This is a genomic window from Cupriavidus phytorum (assembly GCF_003254285.1).
Lineage (GTDB): Bacteria > Pseudomonadota > Gammaproteobacteria > Burkholderiales > Burkholderiaceae > Cupriavidus > Cupriavidus phytorum.
Genome location: NZ_QKZN01000002.1, coordinates 24,420 through 47,792 on the forward strand (window position 1 = coordinate 24,420; position 23,373 = coordinate 47,792).

The following is a 23,373-nucleotide window of genomic DNA, read 5'->3' on the forward strand; positions in this document are numbered from 1 at the left end:
TTGTTCCCCACCGTGTCCCGCCGCTTCCCGGCGGCCGTCGCGCACCCAGTCAACCACGCGCCCTTGCCGGCTGAGGCAAGGCCGCTGTTCCGAAGAGCCTAGACATGTACGACCTGCCCGATTCCCGCGGCCATTTCGGCCCCTATGGCGGCACCTTCGTGTCCGAAACGCTGGTGCACGCGCTCGATGAGCTGCGCGACGCCTATGCGCACTACCAGAAGGATCCCGAGTTCGACGCCGAATTCCGCCGCGAGCTGAAGCACTTCGTCGGCCGCCCGTCGCCGATCTACCACGCGCAGCGCTGGAGCGAGACGCTCGGCGGCGCGCAGATCTACTTCAAGCGCGAGGACCTGAACCACACCGGCGCGCACAAGATCAACAACGTCATCGGCCAGGCGCTGCTGGCAAAGCGCATGGGCAAGCCGCGCGTGATCGCCGAGACCGGCGCAGGGCAGCACGGCGTGGCCACCGCCACCATCGCCGCGCGCTTCGGCATGGAGTGCGTGGTGTATATGGGGGCCGAGGACGTCAAGCGCCAGGCCGCCAACGTCTACCGCATGAAGCTGCTGGGCGCGACCGTGGTGCCGGTGGAAAGCGGCTCGCGCACGCTCAAGGACGCGCTCAACGAGGCCATGCGCGACTGGGTCACCAACGTCGAGAACACCTTCTACATCATCGGCACCGTGGCCGGCCCGCACCCGTACCCGATGATGGTGCGCGACTTCCAGTGCGTGATCGGCGAGGAAGCCAAGGTGCAGATGCCAGAAATGACCGGGCGCCAGCCGGATGCGGTGATCGCCTGCGTCGGCGGCGGCTCCAATGCCATGGGCATCTTCTACCCGTACATCGAGCACAACGATGTGCAGCTGATCGGCGTCGAAGCCGCCGGCGACGGACTGGACACCGGCCGCCACGCGGCCTCGCTGACCGGCGGCACGCCGGGTGTGCTGCATGGCAACCGCACCTACCTGCTGCAGGACGACAACGGCCAGATCATCGAGACCCATTCGGTCTCCGCCGGCCTCGACTACCCGGGCGTCGGCCCCGAGCATGCCTGGCTCAAGGACAGCGGCCGCGCGCAGTACGTGCCGGTCACCGACGAGGAAGCGCTCAAGGCCTTCCACGACTGCTGCCGCATCGAGGGCATCATCCCGGCGCTGGAATCGAGCCACGCCATCGCCTATGCCTGCAAGCTGGCGCCGACGCTGCCCAAGGACAAGCTCTTGCTGGTGAACCTGTCCGGCCGCGGCGACAAGGACATGCACACCGTCGCCGAGCGCGCGGGGCTCAAGCTCTGATGCGCGCGCTGCCTCCGACCGGACTTGCCGTGGGCGGCGCCGGCGCGCCGGATGCTGCCGGCGCCCCCGACTCCGCCGCGCTGCGCCTGTTCCAGGAAGACATGTTCGACGGCATTGCGCGCCTGCCGGACGGCTCGGTCGACCTGATCGTCGCCGATCCGCCGTACGGGCTGGGCAAGGACTACGGCAACGATTCCGACCTGCTGTCCGGCCAGGCCTACCTGGACTGGTCCGAGCGCTGGATGGACGCGGTGGTGCCCAAGCTCGCGCCCAGGGGCACGCTCTACCTGTTCTGCACCTGGCAGTACTCGCCCGAGCTGTTCGTAATGCTGAAGCGGCGCCTGACCATGATCAACGAGATCATCTGGGATCGCCGTGTGCCCAGCATGGGCGGCACCACGCGCAAGTTCTCGTCGGTGCACGACAACATCGGCTTCTTCGCCAGGGCGCGCGACTACTACTTCGATCTCGACCCGGTGCGCATCCCGTACGACCCCGAGACCAAGAAGGCGCGCAGCCGGCCGCGCTTCGAGGGCAAGAAGTGGCTGGAGGTGGGCTACAACCCGAAGGACCTGTGGAGCGTCTCGCGCATCCACCGCCAGGACCCGGAGCGCGCCAACCACCCGACGCAGAAGCCGCTCGAGATCGTCGAGCGCATGGTGCTGTCGAGCTGCCCGCCGGGCGGCCTGGTGCTGGATCCGTTCGCCGGCAGCGGCACCACCGCGGTGGCCTGCCTGCGCCATGGCCGGCGCTTTGTCGGCTACGAGATCAACCCCGAGTACGTGCAGGTGGCGTGCGGGCGCGTGGCCGCTGCTGCCGAGGCCATGCCCGCGATCGAGCCCGATGGTGCCCCAAGCCTCGCCACCCCAACCCTGGCCGCCGCCAACGACGATGTCTCGCCGGCGCCGCGGCCTCACCTGATTCCCTGATATGTCCCGTATCCAGAAGACGTTCGTGGCGCTGGCCGCGCAGCAGAAGAAGGGCCTGATTCCGTTTATCACCGCCGGCGATCCGGAGCCCGGCCTGACCGTGGCGCTGATGCACGCGCTGGTGGCGGGCGGCGCCGACGTGATCGAGCTGGGCGTGCCGTTCTCCGACCCGATGGCCGACGGCCCGGTGATCCAGCGCGCCTCCGAGCGCGCGCTCGCGCAGGGTGTGTCGCTGACCCAGGTGCTGCAATGGGTGCGCGAGTTCCGCCAGACCAATGCGGATACGCCGGTGGTGCTGATGGGCTATGCCAACCCGATCGAGCGCATGGGCGAGGACGCCTTCGCCAGGGCCGCCAGCGCCGCCGGCGTCGACGGCGTGCTGGTGGTCGACTATCCGCCCGAGGAGTGCGAGTCGTTTGCCGGGCTGATGCGCGACCACGGCATGGACCCGATCTTCCTGCTGGCGCCGACCTCGACCGATGCGCGCATCGAGGCGGTCGCGCGCGTCGCCAGCGGCTACTTGTACTACGTCTCGCTCAAGGGCGTGACCGGCTCGGCCGCGATCGACCTCGACAGCGTGGCGGCGCGCCTGCCGCTGATCAAGCAGCACGCCAACCTGCCGGTGGGGGTGGGCTTCGGCATCCGCGACGCGCAGACCGCGCGTGCGATCGGCAGCGTGGCCGATGCCGTGGTGATCGGCAGCCGCCTGGTGCAGTTGCTGGAAGACACGCCGCGCGAGCAGGCGGTGGCGGCGCTGCAATCGTTCATCGCCGAAATTCGCCAGGCGCTGGACGCCTGAAGTGACCCATTGCCGGCTTCGGGTGAGGCGGCAGGTGCGTTATCCTGCGCAATTCGTGCGTTGCGCTTCGAGCTCACCGGGCCGGCATGGTAAATTCGCGGGTTGATTCCCTGCCTTCCGCCAACCGGCGCCCCGACCATGGGCCTGCCGGCGGAGCGCAGTCATCCGAAAGGAGCTTTCATGAGCTGGTTGGATAAACTCCTGCCCCCCAAGATTCAACAGACCGACCCCAGCACCCGCAAGGGCATCCCCGAGGGGTTGTGGGTCAAGTGCCCGTCGTGCGAGTCCACCCTGTACCGGACCGACGTCGAGGCCAACCTGCACGTCTGCCCCAAGTGCGACCACCATATGCGCATCAGCGCGCGCGCGCGCCTGGACGCGCTGCTCGACGCCGAAGGCCGCTATGAGATCGGCCAGGAGATCGTGCCGGTCGACGCGCTCAAGTTCAAGGATTCCAAGAAGTACCCCGACCGCATCAAGGCCGCCATGGACGACACCGGCGAGACCGATGCCATGGTGGTGATGGGCGGTGCCATCCACACCATCCCGGTGGTGGCGAGCTGCTTCGAGTTCGAGTTCATGGGTGGCTCGATGGGCTCGGTGGTGGGCGAGCGCTTCGTGCGCGGCGCGCAGGCCGCGCTCGAGCAGAAGGTGCCGTTCATCTGCTTTACCGCGACCGGCGGCGCGCGCATGCAGGAAAGCCTGCTGTCGCTGCTGCAGATGGCCAAGACCACGGCGATGCTGAACCAGCTGAGCGCCGCCAAACTGCCGTTCATCAGCGTGCTGACCGACCCGACCATGGGCGGCGTGTCGGCCTCGTTCGCCTTCCTGGGCGACGTGGTGATCGCCGAGCCCAAGGCGCTGATCGGCTTCGCCGGCCCGCGCGTGATCGAGCAGACCGTGCGCGAGAAGCTGCCGGAAGGCTTCCAGCGCTCGGAATTCCTGCTGACCAAGGGCGCCGTCGACATGATCGTCGACCGCCGCAAGATGCGCGCCGAACTGGCGCAACTGCTGGCGCTGCTGCAGAAGCAGCCGGCCGACGCGGTGGCATAACGCCGCCCGTATCGCGGTACCGAAGGCGCGGGTGGTTGACGCGCCTTTCGCCTTTTCTGGACGCCCGCCGGCGCGCGCCCTTGACTTTGCGCGTGCCTGCCCGAATCTGGTAGCAAACGCTTCCAACGCTTCCCTCGCACACCCGAAATGCCTGTCTTCCACACGCTCCCCGAATGGCTCGCCCATCTCGAAACCGCCCATCCCGTGGGCATCGACATGGGCCTGACGCGCATCACGCGCGTGAAGGAGGCCCTCGGGCTGCGCATCGACGCCGCGGTCTTCACCGTGGGCGGCACCAACGGCAAGGGCTCGACCTGCGCCATGCTCGAGCGCATCCTGCTGGAAGCCGGCTACAAGGTAGGCTGCCATACCTCGCCGCACCTGATCTCGTTCAACGAGCGCGCGCGCCTGAACGGCGAGATCGCCACCGATGCGCAGCTGCTGCCGCACTTCGAGGCGGTCGAGCATGCGCGCAACAGCTTTGCCGACCCGGTCAGCCTGACCTACTTCGAGTTCACCACGCTGGCCATCCTCCATTTCTTCGCCGCGGCCGGCCTCGACGCGATCGTCCTCGAAGTGGGGCTGGGCGGCCGCCTCGATGCGACCAATGTGATCGATACCGACTGCGCCATCATCACCAGCGTCGACATCGACCATACCCAGTACCTGGGCAACACCCGCGAGGAAATCGGCTTCGAGAAGGCCGGCATCTTCCGCCCGGGCGTGCCGGCAATCTGCGGCGACCCGGTGCCGCCCAAGTCGCTGCTGGCGCATGCCGAAGCGGTCGGCGCCGAGCTGTGGCTGGTGGGGCGCGACTACCACTTCCAGGCCGCCAGGGGCCAGGAGCGCCAGCAATGGGACTGGAGCGGCGGCGGGCGCAAGCTCAACGGCCTGGGCTATCCGGCGCTGCGCGGCGCCAACCAGCTGCTGAATGCATCCGCCGCGCTGGCGGCGCTGCAGGCGCTGCGCGAGCGCCTCCCGGTGAGCGCGCAGGAAGTGCGCAACGGCCTGGCCTTCGTCGAGCTGCCGGGCCGGTTCCAGGTGCTGCCGGGCCGTCCGGCCGTGATCCTCGATGTGGCGCACAATCCGCATGCGGCGGCGACGTTGGGGCAGAATCTCGAGAACATGGGCTTCTTCCGCTACACCTATGCGGTGTTCGGCGCGATGCAGGACAAGGACATCGCCGGGGTGCTGCAGCATGTGGCCGACAAGGTCGACCACTGGTGCCTGTGCGACCTGCCGACCGAGCGCGCGGCCAGCGCCGCGGACCTGCTCGACAAGCTCGAAGCAGGGGGCTTCCAGCCCGGCCCGGATGCGACCGCGGCCTGCTTTTCCAGCCCCGAGGCGGCATTCCGCGACGCCATCGAGCGTGCCACCGAGAATGATAGAATTCTGGTCTTCGGATCGTTCTATACCGTCGCCGGCGTGATGGCCTACCGTGCCACGCAGGCTAACTGAAGCGGGCGTCCCGGCGCGCGCTGTGCTGGCAACCCCGGCGGCCTTGGCCGATCACTGAGCGGCAAACGCAACGAGCGGCCCACCGGGCCTTATCACCGCGTATCACCGAACCAATCTATGGGCCTGCTTTCGCTGTTTTCCTCCCGCAAGGGCAATGACCCGGCACCCGAGCGTGCCCGGCGCCAGCGCGCCGATACGGGTGCGGGCATCGCCTCGTCGCGCCGCCTGGCCGACGAGTATGCCGACGACACGCTGGACCCTGAATTCCCGCAGAAGCAGCGCGCGCGCCGCCGTCTGATCGGCGCCGTGGTGCTGATGGTGGCCGCCGTGATCGTGCTGCCGATCGTATTCGAGACCAAGCCGCGGCCGGTGTCCGACGATGTCTCGGTCAAGGTCGCCAATGGCGTCACCAGCTCGCAGAAGCCGCGCGTCGAGCCGCGCAAGGCCGATCCGCTGCCGCCCGCGCCGGCCTCGCGCAACGATGCCGCGGCGCTGGATGCCGGCGAGGAAATCGTCAATGCGCCGAAGGCCGCGGCGGTTGCCGCCGACAAGCCGGCGCAGCGTACCGAGGCCAAGGCCGAGCCGAAGCCCGAAACCAAGGCCGAAGCCAAGACCGGCAGCGGCAAGTACCTGATCCTGATCGGCGCGTTTTCTTCGGAAGAGCGCGCCAGGGGCTGGCTGGCCAAGCTCAAGGCGAGCAAGGTGCCGGCCTATGTCGAAAAGAAGGTGCTGGCCGATGGCGAGCGCATCCTGCTGCGTGCCGGTCCCTTCAACGACCGCGACGCCGCCGATGCCGCCGACAAGCGCGTGCGCGCCGTGGGGCTGACCTCGAAGGTCGTGGAACAGTAAGGGCGCCGCGGCCGGCGCATGTGCGCGGCCGCCAGCAACGATGCAGCCGACTTTCTTCGACTATGCCGTGGTCTTCATCCTGCTGGCCTCGGGCCTGCTGGGCGTGCTGCGGGGGCTGGTGCGCGAGGTGCTGTCGCTGATCGGCTGGGTGGTGGCGTTCTGGGTGGCATTCCGCTACGGCGCGGTGGCCGCGGGCTGGATGCCCGAGTCGCTGCCGGGCGGCGAACTGGCCCGCCATGCGCTGGGCTTCGTGGTGCTGCTGATCGGCACGGTGGTGGGGGCCTCACTGGCCGGCATGGTGGTCGGCCAATTGCTGGAGAGCACCGGCCTCAAGCCCGCCGACCGCGGCCTGGGACTGGTGTTCGGCCTGCTGCGCGGCGTGCTGCTGGTGATGGTGATGGTGACGCTGGCCAGCCTGACGAAATTGCCGGAAGAACCGTTCTGGCGCGATGCGGTAAGCCGCCCGTATGTGATGCAGGCCATGGAATCGATCAAGCCATGGCTGCCGCCGGAGCTGGCGAAGTACGTGAAGACATAAGGCCGGGCACGTCGCGCGGCTGGTAGTAACGCAGGCCTTCGGGCCCGGAGGATCCCGGGCCGGGCTGCGCCCCCTGAATCAAAGCCTTTCCTGGGAGCTTGGCATGTGCGGTATCGTCGGTGTGGTGTCATCCACGCCCGTCAACCAACTGATTTACGACAGCCTGCTGTTGTTGCAACACCGCGGACAGGATGCTGCCGGCATCGCCACCGCCAACGGCAGTACCTTCCACATGCACAAGGCCAACGGCCTGGTGCGCGATGTCTTCCGCACCCGCAACATGCGCGGCCTGCCGGGCACGGCGGGCATCGGCCAGGTGCGCTACCCGACCGCCGGCTCGGCGTCGAGCGAGGAAGAGGCGCAGCCGTTCTACGTCAACGCCCCCTACGGCATCATCCTGGCGCATAACGGCAACCTGACCAACTGGCAGCAGCTGCGCGAGGAAATGTTCCGCCGCGACCGCCGCCACATCAACACGCACTCGGATACCGAAGTGCTGCTGAACGTGCTGGCCGACGAGCTGCAGCGCGCCAGCAACGGCATGGCGCTCGATCCGGAAATGATCTTCAAGGCCGTCGCGGGCATGCACCGGCGCGTGCGCGGCTCGTACGCGATCGCGGCGCAGATCGCCGGCTACGGCATGCTGGCCGTGCGCGACCCGTTCGGCATCCGCCCGCTGTGCCTGGGCAGCGTCGAGACCCCCACCGGCAAGGAATGGATGGTGGCGTCCGAGTCCGTGGCGCTGGAAGGCATCGGCTACAAGTTCGAGCGCGACGTGGCAGCGGGCGAGGCGATCTTCATCGACCTCGACGGCAAGCTCCATAGCAAGCAGTGCGCCGACAACCCGGTGCTGACGCCCTGCATCTTCGAGTACGTCTACCTGGCCCGCCCGGATTCGTGCATCGACGGCGTGCCGGTCTATGACGCGCGCCTGCGCATGGGCGACTACCTGGCCGAGAAGATCCGCCAGGAAGTGTCGGCCGGCGATATCGACGTGGTCATGCCGATCCCGGACAGCAGTCGTCCGGCCGCGATGCAGGTGGCCAACCGCCTGGGCGTCAATTACCGCGAAGGCTTCTTCAAGAACCGCTACGTCGGCCGCACCTTCATCATGCCGGGCCAGGCGGTGCGCAAGAAGTCGGTGCGCCAGAAGCTCAATGCCATGGGCGTGGAGTTCAAGGGCAAGAACGTGCTGATCGTCGACGACTCGATCGTGCGCGGCACCACCTCGTTCGAGATCGTGCAGATGGCGCGCGACGCCGGCGCCAACAAGGTGATCTTCGCCTCGGCCGCGCCGCCGGTGAAGTTCCCCAACGTGTACGGCATCGACATGCCGACCCGCAGCGAACTGGTGGCGCATGGCCGCACGCACGAAGAGATCGCGAAGATCATCGGCGCTGACAAGCTGGTGTACCAGGACGTGGAAGCGATGAAGCAGGCGGTGCGCGACATCAACCCCGCGTTGAAGGACTTCGACGCGTCGTGCTTCGACGGCCGCTACATCACCGGCGATATCGACGAGGCCTACCTGGACCGCCTGGAAACCGCGCGCAGCCAGGCCGACCGCGACGGCACCGGCGGGGACACCGAGCGCTCGCAACTGCACCTGCAGCGCTCCGGCGGCAACGAGTAAGCTTCGCCACCGCGTTGGCGCGCGTTGACGAATGCGATGCCCGGCCGTAACATGGCCGGGCGTCGATTTGACAGTCAGCTTGCGGACGCGGGTACAGCCCGAAACAGCTAAAGAGATGGTGGCCAGCAACGATTCCCGCTGCGCAGCGCCTTGCCGGCGCGGCCAGGCCCGGAAGCCGGCCGCCACAGCCTGAAGCCCAAGGCCATACGCATACGCACACGCAGGACAGCAAGCCCGTCGATCCGACCATCCGATCGCACGGGCTTTTTTCATGGCCGCGCGCCGTCCGCCGGGCGGCGCGCAGCTTGTCGCAACCATCGCATTCGCGCGGGTACGACCGCGCCAACAGCATGAACCAACCGCTCAATCCCGATTCGCTTGGCATCGATACCCTCGGCGTGCGCGCCGGCACGCTGCGCAGCGAGTTCATGGAGCACTCCGAGGCCATGTACCTGACCTCGAGCTTCTGCTTCAACAGCGCCGCCGAGGCCGCCGAGCGCTTTGCCAACTCGGAAGAGGGCTACACCTATTCGCGCTTCACCAACCCGACCGTGTCGATGTTCCAGTCGCGGCTGGCCGCGCTGGAAGGGGCGCAGGCCTGCATGGCGACGGCCTCGGGCATGAGCGCGATCCTGTCGGTGGTGCTGTCGTCGATGCAGGCCGGCGACCACCTGGTCAGCTCGCGCGCGATCTTCGGCTCGACCATGACGCTGTTCAATAATATCTTCGGCAAGTTCGGGGTCGAGACCACCTTTGTCGATCCGACCGACCTGCAGGCGTGGCGCGCGGCGGTGCGGCCGAATACCAGGCTGTTCTTCCTGGAGACGCCGTCGAACCCGCTCACCGAGGTGGCCGACATCGCGGCGGTGGCGGATATCGCCCACGACGCCAACGCACTGCTGGTGGTCGACAACTGCTTCTGCTCGCCCGCGCTGCAGCAGCCGATGAAGTTCGGCGCCGACATCGTGGTGCACTCCGCCACCAAGCATATCGACGGCCAGGGCCGCGTGCTGGGCGGCGCGGTGCTGGGCACGCACGACTTCATCATGGGCAAGGTATTCCCGTTCGTGCGCACCGCCGGGCCGACGCTGTCGGCATTCAATGCATGGGTGCTGCTCAAGGGCATGGAGACACTGGCGATCCGCATGGAGCGTCATTCGGCCAGCGCGCTGGCGCTGGCGCAGTTCCTGGAAGCGCATCCGGCGGTGGCGCGCGTGTTCCACCCGGCGCTGGCGTCGCACCCGCAGCACCAGATCGCCATGCGCCAGCAAAGCGGCGGCGGCGCGATCGTGTCGTTCGAGCTCAAGGGCGCCACGCCCGAGCAGCAGCGCGCCAATGCCTGGCGCGTGATCGACAACACCCGGCTATGCTCGATCACCGGCAACCTGGGCGACACCCGCACCACCATCACGCACCCGTACACCACCACGCATGCGCGCGTCAGCCCCGAGGCCAAGGCGGCCGCGGGCGTCGGCGAAGGGCTGATCCGCCTGGCGGTGGGGCTGGAGTCGGTCGAAGACCTGAAGGCCGACCTGCTGCGCGGCCTGGGCGACTGAGGCGCTACTCGCTTGCCGCGACCACCGGGGCCGGTTCTTGCAGGACTGGCGCTTGCGGTGGCTGCGCTTGCGGCGCGGGCTCGTCGCTGCCGGCCATCGCCTTCACGCCGGCGGCGGTGACGTCGTAGGTGGCGCCGACCGCGGTCGAGGCCACGCTGACCGCGGCCGAGCCCACCGTCGCTACCGTCGACACCGCGGCGCTGCCGACGGCCACGGTGGCGCCGACCACCATGCAGCCGGACAGCGACGCGACGGCGCACGCGGCCGCCAGCATCAAGGCGATGCGCGGCAGGGTGGCGCAGGTTTCGCTATGGTTGCGCAGGTTGCCACGCAAGCGGGGAAATAAGGACGGCATGGAACTCTTGGTATTGGTTGAGCCTGGCATGGGGCCGAGTCAGCGCAGCAGCCGGCGGCGCAGCAGCACCAGGCACACCACCAGCGCAATGACCGCATAGGCGGCCAGCACCGCCAGGTGCAGGCCGGCGCCGTCGACCGGGCGGCCCAGCATCAGCGGCCGGATCAGCGCCACGGCGTGCGCCAGCGGCAGCGCCTTGGCGGCGGCCTGCACGCCTTCGGGCAGCTGTTCCAGCGGGAAGAACACGCCCGACAGTAGCAGCATCGGCGTCATCACCAGGGTCTGGTAGAACATGAAGAAGTCGTAGCTGGGCGCCAGCGCGGTGACGATCATCGCCAGCGCGGCGAAGGCGATCCCGGCCAGCACGATCACCGGCAGCGCCAGCAGCGCCCCCGGCATCTGCGCATAGCCGAGCAGGCCCGCCACCAGCATGATGGCCAGCCCCGACAGCACCGCCTTGCTGGCGGCCCAGGCGATCTCGCCCAGCACCACGTCGCCCAGCGTCAGCGGCGCATGCATGATCGCTTCCCAGGTGCGCTGCACATGCATGCGCGAGAACGCCGAATACATCGACTCGAAGCTGGCCGACATCATCACGCTCGACGCGGTGGTGCCGGCCGCCAGGAAGGCGATATACGACACCCCGTCGACCTGGCCCACCATCAGCCCGAGCCCGAGGCCGAGGCCGAACAGGTAGATCATCGGGTCGGCCAGGTTGCCGATCATCGACGGGATCGCCAGCTTCTTCCACACCATGTAGTTGCGGTACCAGACCATCATCCAGTTGCGCAGGTTGCGCGGCAGCAGCGGCTGCGGATAGGTCTGCCGCGCCGCCATGGCGACGGCGGGGGAGGCATCGGTGGCGTCCGCGCGGGGGTCCTGTTCGCTCATGTCGTCCCTTGGTTCAGTCCCGCATCTCGCGGCCGGTCAGCTTGAGGAATACGTCCTCGAGGTTGGCCGGGCGGTGCAGGTAGCGCACGCCGCTCCTGCCGTGCAGCGCCGCCAGCAGCGGGGCGGGCTCGCGCACGTAGCAGAACAGTGTCTCGCCGCTCATTTCGGTGCGCTGCGCCAGCGGCGTCAGCGTGCCGCGCAGCGTCTCAAGTTCATCGCCATAGACCTCGACCACGTCGCAGCCGATCTGGCTGTCGATCAGCTCGTGCGGCTTGCCTTCGGCGATCTTGCGGCCGCCGTCGATCACGCACAGGTAGTTGCACAGCCGCTCGGCTTCTTCCATGAAGTGCGTGGTCAGCAGGATGGTCTTGCCGCTGGCCATCAGCGACTTCAGCCGCTCCCAGATCAGGTGGCGCGCCTGCGGGTCGAGGCCGGTGGTGGGCTCGTCCATCACCAGCAGGTCCGGGTCGTTGATCAGCGCGCGCGCCACGGTCAGGCGCCGGCGCATGCCGCCGGAGAGGTCGCGCACCTGCGCGTCGGCGCGGTTTTCGAGCCGCGCGAATTCCAGCAGCTTCGGCACGCGCCGCTCGATCTCGGCCGACGACAGCCCGAAGTAGCGGCCGAAGATGCGCAGGTTCTCGATCACCGAGAAGTCGGGGTCGAGATTGTCGAACTGCGGCACCACGCCCACGCGCATGCGCGCCTGCGGCGCACGCTCGGGGATGGGCTCGGCGCACAGCGTCAGCGTGCCCGCCAGCGGCGTGGTCAGGCCCAGCAGCAGCCGCAGCGTGGTGGTCTTGCCGGCGCCGTTGGGGCCCAGCAGGCCGAAGCACTGGCCGCGGAAAACCTGCAGGTCGAGGTCGTCGACCACGACCGTGTCGCCGTATTGCTTGCGCACCTTGCGCAACTCGAGGATGGCAGTCAAGACAGGGTCCGGTGTGGCGCCGCAACGGCGCAATATCCGCCATTATGCCGGTCATCGGCGCCGGCCTCAGGTGGCGCGCTGCAGCAGGCGCGGGCCCCGGCGCACAGGCATAAAAAAAACCGCCAGCGAACTGGCGGTTTTTCTTGCCTGGCGAGGCCAGGCGGCGAAGCGTACCGGAATCAGTACATCTTCTTCGGCAGCATCTGCATGCGCAGGCGCTTGCGCAGGCGTGCTTCGGCGGCCTTCTTCTTGCGCTTGCGCTCGGTCGTCGGCTTCTCGTAAGCGGTACGGCTCTTGAGTTCAACGATCAGGCCAGTCTGCAGAATGGCACGACGGAAACGCCGCATTGCAACTTCAACGGGCTCACCGGGTTTCAAGACGATCTTAGTCAATTCAGTCCTTTAGGGGATTGCCGCCGGGGCGGCTGGTTCACACGGGGGGAAACTGCGGTCGCCGGAGCGACTGGTATTGCACGCCGGGCTGTTGCCCTGGTGCGCCCCCGCGAACCTGAAAGATGTGGACGTTTCAGTCCGTGCAACCAGTGTCAGGGGTGATAGCGCCAGGTCCGAACATAACTGGAGCCTGACAGTACCGGTTTCCATGAATGCTATACGCCCGTAACTATGGCATGTATACGACGGCGCTGTCAAGAATGCAGTGCAACGTACGCGCGGTGGTCGGCCTGAAGTTATCCCCGGGCCACTTCAAGCGCGCCGCGGCGTCTGCGGCCGTCCGCGAGCCGTCTTTATACCGTTTTTATAGCCGGCGCGGGCCTTTCTACCCCGTTTTTATCCCCGCATCCCTAATCTGGGTGACGTGTGCCACTCACGATTCTGCTCGTCATGGATGCGATGTTCCTGCTCGTTCTGATTGCCTTCGGCGCCGCAAGCGTCGCCCTGGTCGCGCTGTGCGCATGGCTGTGCGGCCCGGCGCGGCCGGTATCCGCCGCGGAGCGGCCGCAGCCGGACGCCGCCACCGGCGGAGACCGCTGATGGACTGGACCGAACTGCTGGCCGGCGTGCTTGCCGTGGCCATCTTCCTCTACCTGCTGATTGCGCTGTGCCGTCCGGAGAAGTTCTGATGCCGACCGATTTCCCGGGCCTGCTGGCCCTGTACCTGGCCATCCTGCTGGCCCTGGCCCCATTGCTGGGCCGCTACCTGCGCCGCGCGGTCGAAGACGAGCACTATCGCCTGACCGGCTGGGGCCGGCCGCTCGAGCGCGCGCTGTACCGGCTCGCCGGTGTGCATGGCGGCGAGCGGGGCGGCGCGCAGATGGGCTGGCGGCGCTATGCGCTGGCCGTGCTGGCCTTCAACCTGCTCGGCGCGGTAGCGGTCTATGCGCTGCAGCGCCTGCAGGGCTGGCTGCCGCTGAACCCGCAGGGTTTCGGCGCGGTGTCGCCGGATTCGGCCTTCAACACCGCGGTGAGCTTCGTCGCCAATACCAACTGGCAGGGCTATGCCGGCGAATCGACCATGAGCTACCTGACGCAGATGCTGGCGCTGACGGTGCAGAACTTTGTCTCGGCGGCCACCGGCATCGCCGTGGTGTTCGCGCTGATCCGCGGCTTCGCGCGCCAGCGCGCGGGCGGCATCGGCAACTTCTGGGTCGACCTGACGCGCATCACGCTGTACGTGCTGGTGCCGCTGGCATCGGTGATTGCGCTGGCGCTGGCGAGCCAGGGCGTGATCCAGAACTTCAGCGGCTATCGCGATGCCGCGCTGCTGCGACCGGTGGCCTACAGCCAGCCGGTCACGGACGCCGCCGGCAATCCGGTCGCCGATGCGCAAGGCCAGCCGCTGACCCGTGCGGCCACGGCGCACACGCAGACGTTGCCGATGGGGCCGGTGGCGTCGCAGGAAGCGATCAAGATGCTGGGCACCAACGGCGGTGGCTTCTTCAACGCCAACTCGGCGCATCCGTACGAGAACCCGACCGCGCTGTCCAACATGATCGAGATGCTGGCGATCTTCCTGATCCCCGCCGCGCTGTGCTTCACCTTCGGCGAGATGGTGCGGGACCGGCGCCAGGGCGTGGCGGTGCTGGCGGCGATGACGCTGCTGTTCGTGGCCATGGCGTGCCTGGCCGCGCTCGCCGAGCAGCGCGCCGGGACGGTGCTGTCAGCGCTGCCGCTGGATCACGCGGGCACTGCGCTGCAGGCGGGCGGCAATATGGAAGGCAAGGAGACGCGCTTCGGCGTGGCCGCCTCCGCGCTGTTCGCGGCCATCACCACGGCGGCGTCGTGCGGCGCGGTCAATGCCATGCACGATTCCTTCACCGCGCTGGGCGGCATGGTGCCGATGCTGCTGATGCAGCTGGGCGAGGTGGTGTTCGGCGGGGTCGGCTCCGGCCTGTACGGCATGCTGGTCTATGCGGTGCTTGCGGTGTTCATCGCCGGCCTGATGATCGGGCGCACGCCGGAATACCTCGGCAAGAAGATCGAGGCCTTCGAGATGAAGATGACCGTGATCGTGATCCTGGTCACGCCGCTGCTGGTGCTGCTGGGCACGGCGGTGGCGGTGATGGCAGGCGCGGGGCGCGCGGGCGTGCTCAACCCGGGCGCGCACGGCTTTTCCGAGATTCTCTACGCGCTGTCTTCGGCCGCCAACAACAACGGCAGCGCATTCGCGGGCCTGTCCGCTAACACCCCGTTCTACAACACGCTGCTGGCCGCGGCGATGTGGTTTGGCCGCTTCTGGATCGTGATCCCGGTGCTGGCGCTGGCGGGGTCGCTGGCGGCCAAGCCGAAGCTGCCGGCCACCGGCGGCACCATGCCCACGCACGGCGCGCTGTTCGTGGTGCTGCTGGCCGGCGCCGTGCTGATGGTGGGCGCGCTGACCTATGTCCCGGCGCTGGCGCTGGGCCCGGTCGCCGAACACCTGCAGGGCGTGCTGGCGGGCGCCGCGCGCTGATCGCCAGTCCTGACGAATCGCCACTCGCGAACCTGTATCCATGATGCAACCCGATACCCTGACCACGCGGCCCCAGGCCGCCCCGGAGCGCGCCGAGGACGGCGCCGCCCACGATCCAGCCCACGATGCCGCGCATGATCCGTCGCGCGCGCCGCGCGGCCTGCTGTCGCCCGAGCTGGTGCGCCCGGCGCTGCTCGCGGCGCTGCGCAAGCTGTCGCCGCGCGAGCAGCTGCGCAACCCGGTGATGTTCGTGGTCTATGCCGGCGCCGTGCTGACCACGCTGCTGGCGCTGCGCGCGCTGGTCGCGCCGCCGCCGCATGCCACCGAAAGCACCGGCTTTATCGTCGCGGTCACGATCTGGCTGTGGGTCACCGTGCTGTTTGCCAACTTTGCCGAGGCCCTGGCCGAAGGGCGCAGCCGCCAGCAGGCCGCGTCGCTGCGCGGACTCAAGCGCACCGCAAGCGCGCGCGTGCTGGCCGAGGGCCGCCGCGACGGTGCCATGCAGGTGCGCCCGGCCACCACGCTGCGCCGCGGCGACGTGGTGCTGGCCGAGGCCGGCGACATGATCCCCGGCGACGGCGAGGTCATCGAGGGCGTGGCCTCGGTCGACGAAAGCGCCATCACGGGCGAGTCGGCGCCGGTGATCCGCGAATCCGGCGGCGATTTCTCGTCCGTCACCGGCGGCACCCGCGTGCTGTCCGACTGGATCGTGGTGCGCATCACCACCAATCCCGGCGAGAGCTTTATCGACCGGATGATCTCGATGGTCGAAGGCGCGCGGCGCCAGAAGACCCCCAACGAGCTGGCGCTGACCATCCTGCTGGTCGGGCTGTCGATGGTGCTGCTGCTGGCCACGGCCACGCTGCTGCCGTTCTCCGCCTACAGCGTGCTGGCGACGGGCGCGGGGCTGCCGGTCACCGTGACGGTGCTGGTGGCGCTGCTGGTGTGCCTGATCCCGACCACCATCGGCGGGCTGCTGTCGGCGATCGGCGTGGCCGGCATGAGCCGCATGATGGCGGCCAACGTGATCGCGACCTCGGGCCGCGCGGTGGAAGCGGCCGGCGACGTCGACGTGCTGCTGCTCGACAAGACCGGCACGATCACGCTCGGCAACCGCCAGGCCGCACGGATGCTGCCGGCGCCCGGTGTGAGCGAACGCCAGCTGGCGGCCGCCGCGTGGCTGTCGTCGCTCGCCGATGAAACCCCCGAGGGCCGCAGCATCGTGGCGCTGGCGCGCCAGCAGGCCGGCGCCGACGCCCCGGGCATGGGTGCGGCACGGCCGGTGTTCGTGCCGTTCAGCGCGCAGACGCGCATGAGCGGCGTCGACCTCGACGACGGCGCGTCGCGGCGCAGCGTGCGCAAGGGCGCGGCCGATGCCGTGCGCCGCTACGTGGCCGAGCATGCGGGCAAGTTCCCGGATGCGGTCACGCGCGCGGTCGAGGACGTGGCGCGGGCCGGCAGCACGCCGCTGGTGGTGGCCGAGCTGGCCGGGACCGAGGTGCGCGTGCTGGGCGTGGTCGAGCTGAAGGACACGGTCAAGCGCGGCATCCGCGAGCGCTTCGGCGAACTGCGCCGCATGGGCATCCGCACCGTGATGATTACCGGCGACAACCGGCTGACCGCCGCCGCGATCGCCGCCGAGGCGGGCGTCGACGACTTCCTCGCCGAGGCCACGCCCGAAGCCAAGCTCGCGCTGATCCGCCAGTACCAGGCCGAAGGGCGGCTGGTGGCGATGACCGGCGACGGCACCAACGACGCCCCGGCGCTGGCGCAGGCCGACGTCGCGGTCGCCATGAACAGCGGCACGCAGGCCGCGCGCGAGGCCGGCAACATGGTCGACCTCGACAGCAACCCGACCAAGCTGATCGAGATCGTCGGCATCGGCAAGCAGATGCTGATGACCCGCGGCGCGCTCACCACTTTCAGCGTAGCCAACGACCTGGCCAAGTATTTCGCGATCATTCCCGCGGCCTTTGCCACCACCTATCCGCAGCTCGGCCTGCTCAACGTGATGGGGCTGGCCACGCCGGCATCGGCGATCCTGTCGGCGGTGATCTTCAACGCGCTGATCATCGTGGTACTGATCCCGCTGGCGCTGCGTGGCGTGCGCTACCGCGCGCTCGGCGCCGCCGCGCTGCTGCGCCGCAACCTGCTGGTGTACGGGCTGGGCGGCATCGCGGTGCCGTTTGCCGGCATCAAGCTGATCGACCTGGGCCTGGCCGCGATGGGCTGGGCCTGATCCGACCCGACCTCAAAACAATGTTCGGAGCAACCATGTCCAATCCAATCACCGCCGACACCGCGCACGCCGCACAAACCGAAGCGCAGGGCGGCGTGCTGCGTCCGGCGCTGGTGATCCTGCTGGCGCTGTCGCTGCTGACCGGCCTGCTGTACCCCGCGGCGATCACCATGATCGCCGGCGCGGCCTTCCCGCGCCAGGCGGCCGGCTCGCTGATCGTGCGCGACGGCAAGGTGCTGGGATCCGAGCTGATCGGCCAGCCATTCTCCGCGCCCGGCGACTTCTGGGGCCGGCCCTCGGCCACCGCGCCGATGCCTTATAACGGCGGAGCTTCCGGCGGCTCCAACCTGGGACCATCGAACCCGGCGCTGGCCGACGCGGCCCGCGCGCGCATCGACGCGCTGCGCGCGGCCGATCCCGGCAATACCGCGCCGGTGCCGGTGGACCTGGTGACCGCCTCCGGCAGCGGCCTGGACCCGCATATCAGCGTGGCCGCGGCCGAGTACCAGGCGGCGCGCGTGGCGCGGGCGCGGGGCTTGCCGCTCGCGCAGGTGCGCGCGCTGATCGCCGCGCATACCGACAAGCCGCTGCTGCCGGTGCTGGGCGAGGCCGGCGTCAACGTGCTGCGGCTGAACCTGGCACTGGATGCGCTGCCGGCGCGCTGAGGCGGGAGGCCACGTTGGGGGCCACGCGCCGGCCTGCATGGCACAATCTGGCTGCGCTTGCGCTGCCGCAACGTGAGCGCGCCCACCATGCCCGCGCGCCCAGCCGACGACCTCCGCCCCGATCCCGACCACCTGCTGCAACGCCTGCAGGCCGATGGCGAACGCGCCGCGCGCGGACGCTTGCGCATCTACTTCGGCGCCTCGGCCGGCGTCGGCAAGACCTTTGCCATGCTGGCGGCCGCGCGCGCGCTGCGCGAACAGGGCGGCGATGTCGTCGTGGGCGTGGTAGAAAGCCATGGACGCGCCGAGACCGAGGCGCTGGCCGAAGGGCTCGAGCAGCTGCCGCGGCGCGTGCTCGAGCACCGCGGCCGCGCGCTGCAGGAATTCGATCTCGACGCCGCGCTGGCGCGCCGGCCGGCGCTGGTGCTGGTGGACGAACTGGCCCACAGCAACGCGCCCGGCAGCCGCCATCCCAAGCGCTGGCAGGACATCGCCGAGCTGCGCTCGGCCGGCATCGACGTCTGGACCACCGTCAACGTCCAGCACCTCGACAGCCTGAACCAGGCGGTGGCCGGCATCACCGGCATCCGCGTGCGCGAGACCGTGCCCGACGCGGTCTTCGACGAGGCCGACGAAGTCGTGCTGGTCGACCTGCCCGCCGACGAACTGCTGCGCCGGCTGCGCGAAGGCCGGGTGTACGTGCCCGAACAGGCCCGCCACGCGGTGCAGCACTTTTTTCGCAAGGGCAACCTGATCGCGCTGCGCGAGCTGGCGCTGCGACGCACCGCCGACCGCGTCGACGACGATGTGCGCGCCTACCGCCAGCAGGCGTCGATCGAGCCGGTGTGGCGCACGCGCGAAGCGGTGCTGGCCTGCATCGGCCACGGCAGCGATGCCGCGCAGGTGGTGCGCAGCGCGCGCCGGCTGGCCGCGCAGCTCGATTGCGACTGCCATGTGGTGACGGTGTCGGTGCCGCGGCTGGCGCCGGTGCCCGACCCGCTGCGCGCGCAGCTGGACGAGGCCATGCGGCTGGCCGAGTCGCTGGGCGCGCGCACCGAGACCCTGGCCGGCAGCGACATGGTGACGGCGGTGGCCGGCTATGTGCGGCGGCACAACCTGACCAAGGTCTTGCTCGGCCGCACCCCGGCGCGCTGGCGTGACCGCGGCGGTGCGCTGCCCGGCCGCCTGCATGCCTGGCTGGCGCAGCTGCTGGCGCCGTGGCTGGGCGCGCGCGCCTGGCTGTTCGGGCGCAGCAGCTTTGCCGATGCGCTGGCGGCCGCGTGCCCGGAGGTCGACGTGATCCGCGTCGCCGCCGACGGGGTCCGGCATGAGGCGCCCGATGCCGCCCGAGGTGCGCATGGCATCGACCTGCAAGCTGAAGAGTCGCGTCCGGCGCAGTGGCCCGGCCTGCTGTGGGCAGCGGCCTGGTGCGCCGGCGCCACCGCGCTGTCGGCGCTGGCGCGGCCATGGTTCGACCTAGTCAATATCGCCATGCTGTTCCTGTTGGCGGTGGCGGGCGTGGCGCTGCGCCACGGACGCACCGCCGGCGCCTTCGCCGCGCTGGTGGCGGTGGGGGCGTTCGACTTCTTCTTCGTGCCGCCGCAGCTGTCGTTCGCGGTCAGCGACGTGCAATACCTGGTGACCTTCCTGGTGATGCTGGCGGTGGGGCTGGTGATCGGGCAGCTCACCGCCGGGCTGCGCGAGCAGGCGCGCGTGTCGGTCCAGCGCGAGACCGATGCGCGCACGCTGTACGAGCTGGCGCGCGAACTGTCGGCGGCGCTGACCGATGCGCAGATCGTCGCCATCGGCAGCCGCTTCCTGCGGGCGGCGTTCGACGCGCGTGCGGCATTCTTCCTGGCCGGCCCGCAAGGGCGGCTGCTGCCTGCCGCCATCGATGCAGAGAGCAATGCGCAAGCCGGCGTCGCGGCGCAGAGCGACGCCATCGATCATGTGCTGGCGCAATGGGTGTTCGACCACGGCCAGCCGGCCGGCACCGGCACCGACACGCTGCCGGCGGGCACGGTGCTGTACCTGCCGCTGAAAGCGCCGATGCAGGTGCGCGGCGTGCTCGCGGTCGAGCCGCGCGCCTGGCGTGCCTTTGCGCAGCCCGCGCTGCGGCGCCAGGCCGATGTCTTTGCCACGCTGATCGCGATCGCGCTGGAGCGGCTGCATTACGTCGAGGTCGCGCAGCAGGCGCTGCTGACGATGGAGTCGGAGCGCCTGCGCAGCTCGCTGCTGGCGGCGGTGTCGCACGACCTGCGCACGCCGCTGACCAGCCTGATCGGCATGACCGAGACCTTGCAGCGCGGCACGCCGCCGCTGGCGCCGGGCGTGGCCGACACGGTCGGTGCCATGCGCGATCAGGCGCGGCGCATGCATGCGATGGTGGCCAACCTGCTCGACATGGCGCGGCTGCAGGGCCCCGACGTGGCGCTGCGCAAGACTTGGCAGTCGTTCGAAGAGCTGGCCGGCGCGGCGCTGGCATCGCTGCGCGATGCGCTGGCGCGGCACCGTGTGGTGGTGGCCGACCTGTCGGCGCTGCCGCTGGTCGAATGCGACGGCGTGCTGATCGAGCGCGTGCTGTGCAACCTGCTCGAGAACGCCGCCAAGTACACCGCGCCGGGCACCGAGATCCGGCTGCGCGGCGAGGTCACCGAAGCGTCGGTGCATCTGATCGTCGAGGACGACGGTCCCGGCGTGCCGGCCGCGATGGCGCGCCAGGTGTTCGAGAAATTCACGCGCGGCGAGCGCGAATCCGCCACCAGCGGCGTCGGCCTGGGCCTGGCCGTGTGCGAGGCGATCGTGCAGGCGCACGGCGGCAGCATCCGGGTCGAGCCGGTGCATCCGGCGCAGGCTGCGAAGGCCGATGAGGCCGGCGCGCGCTTCGTGGTCACGCTGCCGCGCGGCACCCCGCCGGTGCTGGAGCCCGAAGCGGCCGGCGTGCCGGCCTGAACCCGCCAACCTTGCAAGGAAGCAACGCGTCATGCCATTCGAGTTTTCGCCCACGGTGCTGCTGGTGGAAGACGAACCCCATATCCGCCGCTTCGTGCGCGCGGCGCTGCAGGACGAGGGCTGCACCGTGCACGAGGCCGATACGCTGCAGCGCGGCCTGATCGAGGCCGGCACGCGCCAGCCCGACCTGGTGATCCTGGACCTGGGCCTGCCGGACGGCGACGGCGTCTCGATGATCGGCGAGCTGCGCACCTGGACCGAGGTGCCGGTGCTGGTGCTGTCGGCGCGCACCGACGAGACCGAGAAGATCCGCGCGCTCGACGCCGGCGCCGACGACTACCTGACCAAGCCCTTCGGCGTCGGCGAGCTGGTGGCGCGGCTGCGTGTGCTGTTGCGCCGGCACGCGCGCGCCGGCGCGCAGGGGCGGGCGCAGGTGGCGTTCGGCGAGGTCGCCGTCGACCTCGCCAACCGGCAGGTCACGCGCGGCGGCGAGGCGGTGCACCTGACCCCGATCGAATACCGCCTGCTGGCGGTGCTGCTGGCGCACCGCGGCAAGGTCATGACGCACCGCGAGCTGCTGCGCGAAGTATGGGGGCCGTCCCATGCCGACAGCAGCCACTACCTGCGGGTCTACATGGGTCACCTGCGCCACAAGCTGGAGGCCGACCCGGCCCAGCCGGCGTGGTTGCTGACCGAGGTCGGCGTGGGATACCGCTTCGCCGGCTGAGCGCCGCAAGCCGTTTCACATCATCCGTTTCAGGTCGATCACGCGCCGCGTGAGGTGAGCGCTCGTCCATGCCGTCCGCTCCCGGTAAACCCGCACACGCGTCGAAATCGTTTGACGGACAAATTCATGTGTATAAACTATTATTCATAAACATGAATTCAGGCAGGAGACCCGCATGCCGGACCAACGCGTGTATTTCATCTCGACCGACGAGGTCGACGGCTACCACCCCGCCAACCATGTCGGCACGCTCAACCGCCGGCTGATCGCGCCCGAGACGGTTGGCTCGCGCCACCTGGAAGTGATCCACGGCACCATCGAGAAAGGCAAGGGCGCGCTGCCGCACGCGCATCCCGGCATCGAGCAGGTCTGCTACGTGCTGGAAGGACGCGCCATTGCCGAAGTCGGCGGCCAGCGCCGCGAGCTGGGTCCGGGCGACTGCTGCTTTTTCCCGCCGGACCAGATGCACGTCTTCACCGTGGTCAGCGACGAGCCGGCGAAGATTCTGGTGATCTATTCCCCGCCCTACGAGGAATCCCCTGAACGCGTGATACGGCCCGCCTGAGAGGCGGCGGTCGCGGGACACAAAACTACAGGAGACAACCACCGTGAAGTCCTTCAAGAACGCTTTTGCCAGCCTGGTGCTGGGTTGCAGCGCGGCGCTGGCTGCCACCCCGGTGCAGGCCGCCGATGAATTCCCTGCCAAGCCGCTGCGCCTGGTGGTGCCGTTTGCCGCCGGCAGCGGCACCGATGCGGTGGCGCGCCTAACCGCAAAGTACCTGGGCGAGTCGCTGCAACAGCCGGTGGTGGTCGACAACAAGCCCGGTGCCAACGGCACCATCGCCGCGGAGTTCGTCGCCAAGGCGCCCGCCGACGGCTATACGCTGTTCATGACCACCAACACCACGCATTCGGCCAACCCGTCGCTGATGAAGCAGTTGCGCTATGACCCGGTCAAGGATTTCACGCCGATCTCGCGCATGGGCAACCTGCCGTTCATGCTGGTGGTCAACCCGGCGCTGCCGGTCAAGACCCTGCGCGAGTTCGTCGACTACGCCAAGGCGCATCCCGGCCTGACCTATGCCAGCGGCAACAGCACCGGCATCGTCTCGGGCGCGACGCTGTCGAAGATGGCGGGGCTGAAGATGCTGCACGTGCCGTACAAGAGCACGCCGCCGGCGATGACCGACGTGATGGGCGGCCAGGTGCAGGCGATGTTCGTCGACTTCGCCGCCGGCATCGCCAACGTGCGCGCCGGCAAGCTGCGCGCGCTGGCGGTCACCACCGCGCAGCGCAGCGCGCTGCTGCCCGATCTGCCGCCGCTGGCAAGCGTGCCGGAACTGAAGGGCTTCGACGTGACCTCGTGGAACGGCGTGTTCGCGCCGGCCGGGGTGCCGGCCCCGATGGTCGAGCGCCTGAACCGCGAGCTGGTGGCGATCGCCACCAGCAAGCAGCATGCGGCGCAGTTCCACGCGCTCGGCTTCGAGCCGTTCGGCAGCACGCCGGCCGAGCTCAACCAGTTTGTCGTGGCCGAGTTGCAGAAGTGGGCGCGGCTGGTAAAGGACGCGGGCATCCAGCCGGAATAAGACACCATCG

At 69.2% G+C, this 23,373-nt stretch carries 22 protein-coding genes; 18 read left to right on the forward strand and 4 right to left on the reverse strand.

What is annotated here, in order from left to right:
- The first annotated feature begins 104 nt into the window (after positions 1–104).
- From trpB to C7416_RS05415, 9 genes are all read left to right on the forward strand, one after another.
- Complete coding sequence (trpB, locus tag C7416_RS05375) at positions 105–1,298, forward strand: tryptophan synthase subunit beta (protein WP_111517522.1); 1,194 nt, start codon at positions 105–107, stop codon at positions 1,296–1,298.
- On the forward strand, positions 1,298–2,227 hold the full coding sequence (locus C7416_RS05380; RefSeq protein WP_111517523.1) for a DNA-methyltransferase: 930 nt from the start codon (positions 1,298–1,300) through the stop codon (positions 2,225–2,227). The genes trpB and C7416_RS05380 overlap by 1 nt, the downstream gene beginning before the upstream one ends.
- 1 nt (position 2,228) lies before the next feature.
- Entirely contained in the window at positions 2,229–3,026 is a 798-nt protein-coding gene (gene trpA / locus C7416_RS05385; protein WP_111517524.1) for a tryptophan synthase subunit alpha, read from the forward strand.
- A gap of 180 nt (positions 3,027–3,206) precedes the next feature.
- The gene (gene accD, locus C7416_RS05390; RefSeq protein ID WP_018005191.1) at positions 3,207–4,079 is read left to right on the forward strand and encodes an acetyl-CoA carboxylase, carboxyltransferase subunit beta; all 873 of its coding nucleotides are present in this window, start codon (positions 3,207–3,209) and stop codon (positions 4,077–4,079) included.
- 147 nt (positions 4,080–4,226) lie between these two features.
- The gene (gene folC / locus C7416_RS05395; RefSeq protein WP_111517525.1) at positions 4,227–5,537 is read left to right on the forward strand and encodes a bifunctional tetrahydrofolate synthase/dihydrofolate synthase; all 1,311 of its coding nucleotides are present in this window, start codon (positions 4,227–4,229) and stop codon (positions 5,535–5,537) included.
- A gap of 117 nt (positions 5,538–5,654) precedes the next feature.
- Positions 5,655–6,386: an SPOR domain-containing protein gene (locus C7416_RS05400; protein ID WP_111517526.1), complete on the forward strand. Its 732-nt coding sequence runs from the start codon at positions 5,655–5,657 to the stop codon at positions 6,384–6,386.
- 40 nt (positions 6,387–6,426) lie between these two features.
- A complete protein-coding gene (locus C7416_RS05405; RefSeq protein WP_111517527.1) occupies positions 6,427–6,924 on the forward strand; it encodes a CvpA family protein in 498 nt (165 codons plus the stop codon).
- A gap of 103 nt (positions 6,925–7,027) precedes the next feature.
- On the forward strand, positions 7,028–8,557 hold the full coding sequence (purF, locus tag C7416_RS05410) for an amidophosphoribosyltransferase (protein ID WP_111517528.1): 1,530 nt from the start codon (positions 7,028–7,030) through the stop codon (positions 8,555–8,557).
- Positions 8,558–8,907: 350 nt separating this feature from the next.
- Entirely contained in the window at positions 8,908–10,113 is a 1,206-nt protein-coding gene (locus C7416_RS05415; protein WP_111518064.1) for an O-succinylhomoserine sulfhydrylase, read from the forward strand.
- 4 nt (positions 10,114–10,117) lie between these two features.
- Here the strand turns inward: C7416_RS05415 and C7416_RS05420 are convergent, their stop codons facing one another.
- The 4 genes from C7416_RS05420 to rpsU all read right to left on the reverse strand — a co-directional run bounded on the left by C7416_RS05420 (position 10,118) and on the right by rpsU (position 12,676).
- On the reverse strand, positions 10,118–10,468 hold the full coding sequence (locus tag C7416_RS05420; RefSeq protein WP_111517529.1) for a hypothetical protein: 351 nt from the start codon (positions 10,466–10,468) through the stop codon (positions 10,118–10,120).
- 39 nt (positions 10,469–10,507) lie between these two features.
- On the reverse strand, positions 10,508–11,359 hold the full coding sequence (locus tag C7416_RS05425) for an ABC transporter permease (protein WP_111517530.1): 852 nt from the start codon (positions 11,357–11,359) through the stop codon (positions 10,508–10,510).
- 13 nt (positions 11,360–11,372) lie between these two features.
- Entirely contained in the window at positions 11,373–12,284 is a 912-nt protein-coding gene (gene nodI, locus C7416_RS05430) for a nodulation factor ABC transporter ATP-binding protein NodI (RefSeq protein ID WP_111517531.1), read from the reverse strand.
- A gap of 179 nt (positions 12,285–12,463) precedes the next feature.
- Positions 12,464–12,676 (reverse strand): 30S ribosomal protein S21, encoded by a 213-nt coding sequence (gene rpsU / locus C7416_RS05435; RefSeq protein ID WP_010814647.1) that lies wholly within the window; start codon positions 12,674–12,676, stop codon positions 12,464–12,466.
- Positions 12,677–13,126: 450 nt separating this feature from the next.
- Here rpsU and C7416_RS29085 point away from each other — a divergent pair, with 450 nt between their 5' ends.
- The 9 genes from C7416_RS29085 to C7416_RS05475 all read left to right on the forward strand — a co-directional run bounded on the left by C7416_RS29085 (position 13,127) and on the right by C7416_RS05475 (position 23,363).
- A complete protein-coding gene (locus C7416_RS29085) occupies positions 13,127–13,276 on the forward strand; it encodes a hypothetical protein (RefSeq protein ID WP_181461154.1) in 150 nt (49 codons plus the stop codon).
- Entirely contained in the window at positions 13,276–13,365 is a 90-nt protein-coding gene (locus tag C7416_RS05440; RefSeq protein ID WP_111517532.1) for a potassium-transporting ATPase subunit F, read from the forward strand. The genes C7416_RS29085 and C7416_RS05440 overlap by 1 nt, the downstream gene beginning before the upstream one ends.
- Positions 13,365–15,194, forward strand: coding sequence for a potassium-transporting ATPase subunit KdpA (kdpA, locus tag C7416_RS05445; protein ID WP_111517533.1), 1,830 nt, complete (start codon positions 13,365–13,367; stop codon positions 15,192–15,194). The genes C7416_RS05440 and kdpA overlap by 1 nt, the downstream gene beginning before the upstream one ends.
- A 40-nt stretch (positions 15,195–15,234) precedes the next feature.
- Entirely contained in the window at positions 15,235–17,433 is a 2,199-nt protein-coding gene (gene kdpB / locus C7416_RS05450) for a potassium-transporting ATPase subunit KdpB (protein ID WP_373424961.1), read from the forward strand.
- Positions 17,434–17,468: 35 nt separating this feature from the next.
- Entirely contained in the window at positions 17,469–18,098 is a 630-nt protein-coding gene (kdpC, locus tag C7416_RS05455) for a potassium-transporting ATPase subunit KdpC (protein ID WP_111517534.1), read from the forward strand.
- 87 nt (positions 18,099–18,185) lie between these two features.
- The gene (locus tag C7416_RS05460; protein WP_111518068.1) at positions 18,186–21,050 is read left to right on the forward strand and encodes a DUF4118 domain-containing protein; all 2,865 of its coding nucleotides are present in this window, start codon (positions 18,186–18,188) and stop codon (positions 21,048–21,050) included.
- A 31-nt stretch (positions 21,051–21,081) separates the two neighbouring features.
- On the forward strand, positions 21,082–21,777 hold the full coding sequence (gene kdpE / locus C7416_RS05465) for a two-component system response regulator KdpE (RefSeq protein ID WP_111517535.1): 696 nt from the start codon (positions 21,082–21,084) through the stop codon (positions 21,775–21,777).
- Between the two features lie 175 nt (positions 21,778–21,952).
- The gene (locus C7416_RS05470) at positions 21,953–22,342 is read left to right on the forward strand and encodes a cupin domain-containing protein (protein ID WP_111517536.1); all 390 of its coding nucleotides are present in this window, start codon (positions 21,953–21,955) and stop codon (positions 22,340–22,342) included.
- A gap of 43 nt (positions 22,343–22,385) precedes the next feature.
- The gene (locus tag C7416_RS05475; RefSeq protein WP_111517537.1) at positions 22,386–23,363 is read left to right on the forward strand and encodes a Bug family tripartite tricarboxylate transporter substrate binding protein; all 978 of its coding nucleotides are present in this window, start codon (positions 22,386–22,388) and stop codon (positions 23,361–23,363) included.
- Positions 23,364–23,373 lie beyond the last annotated feature (10 nt).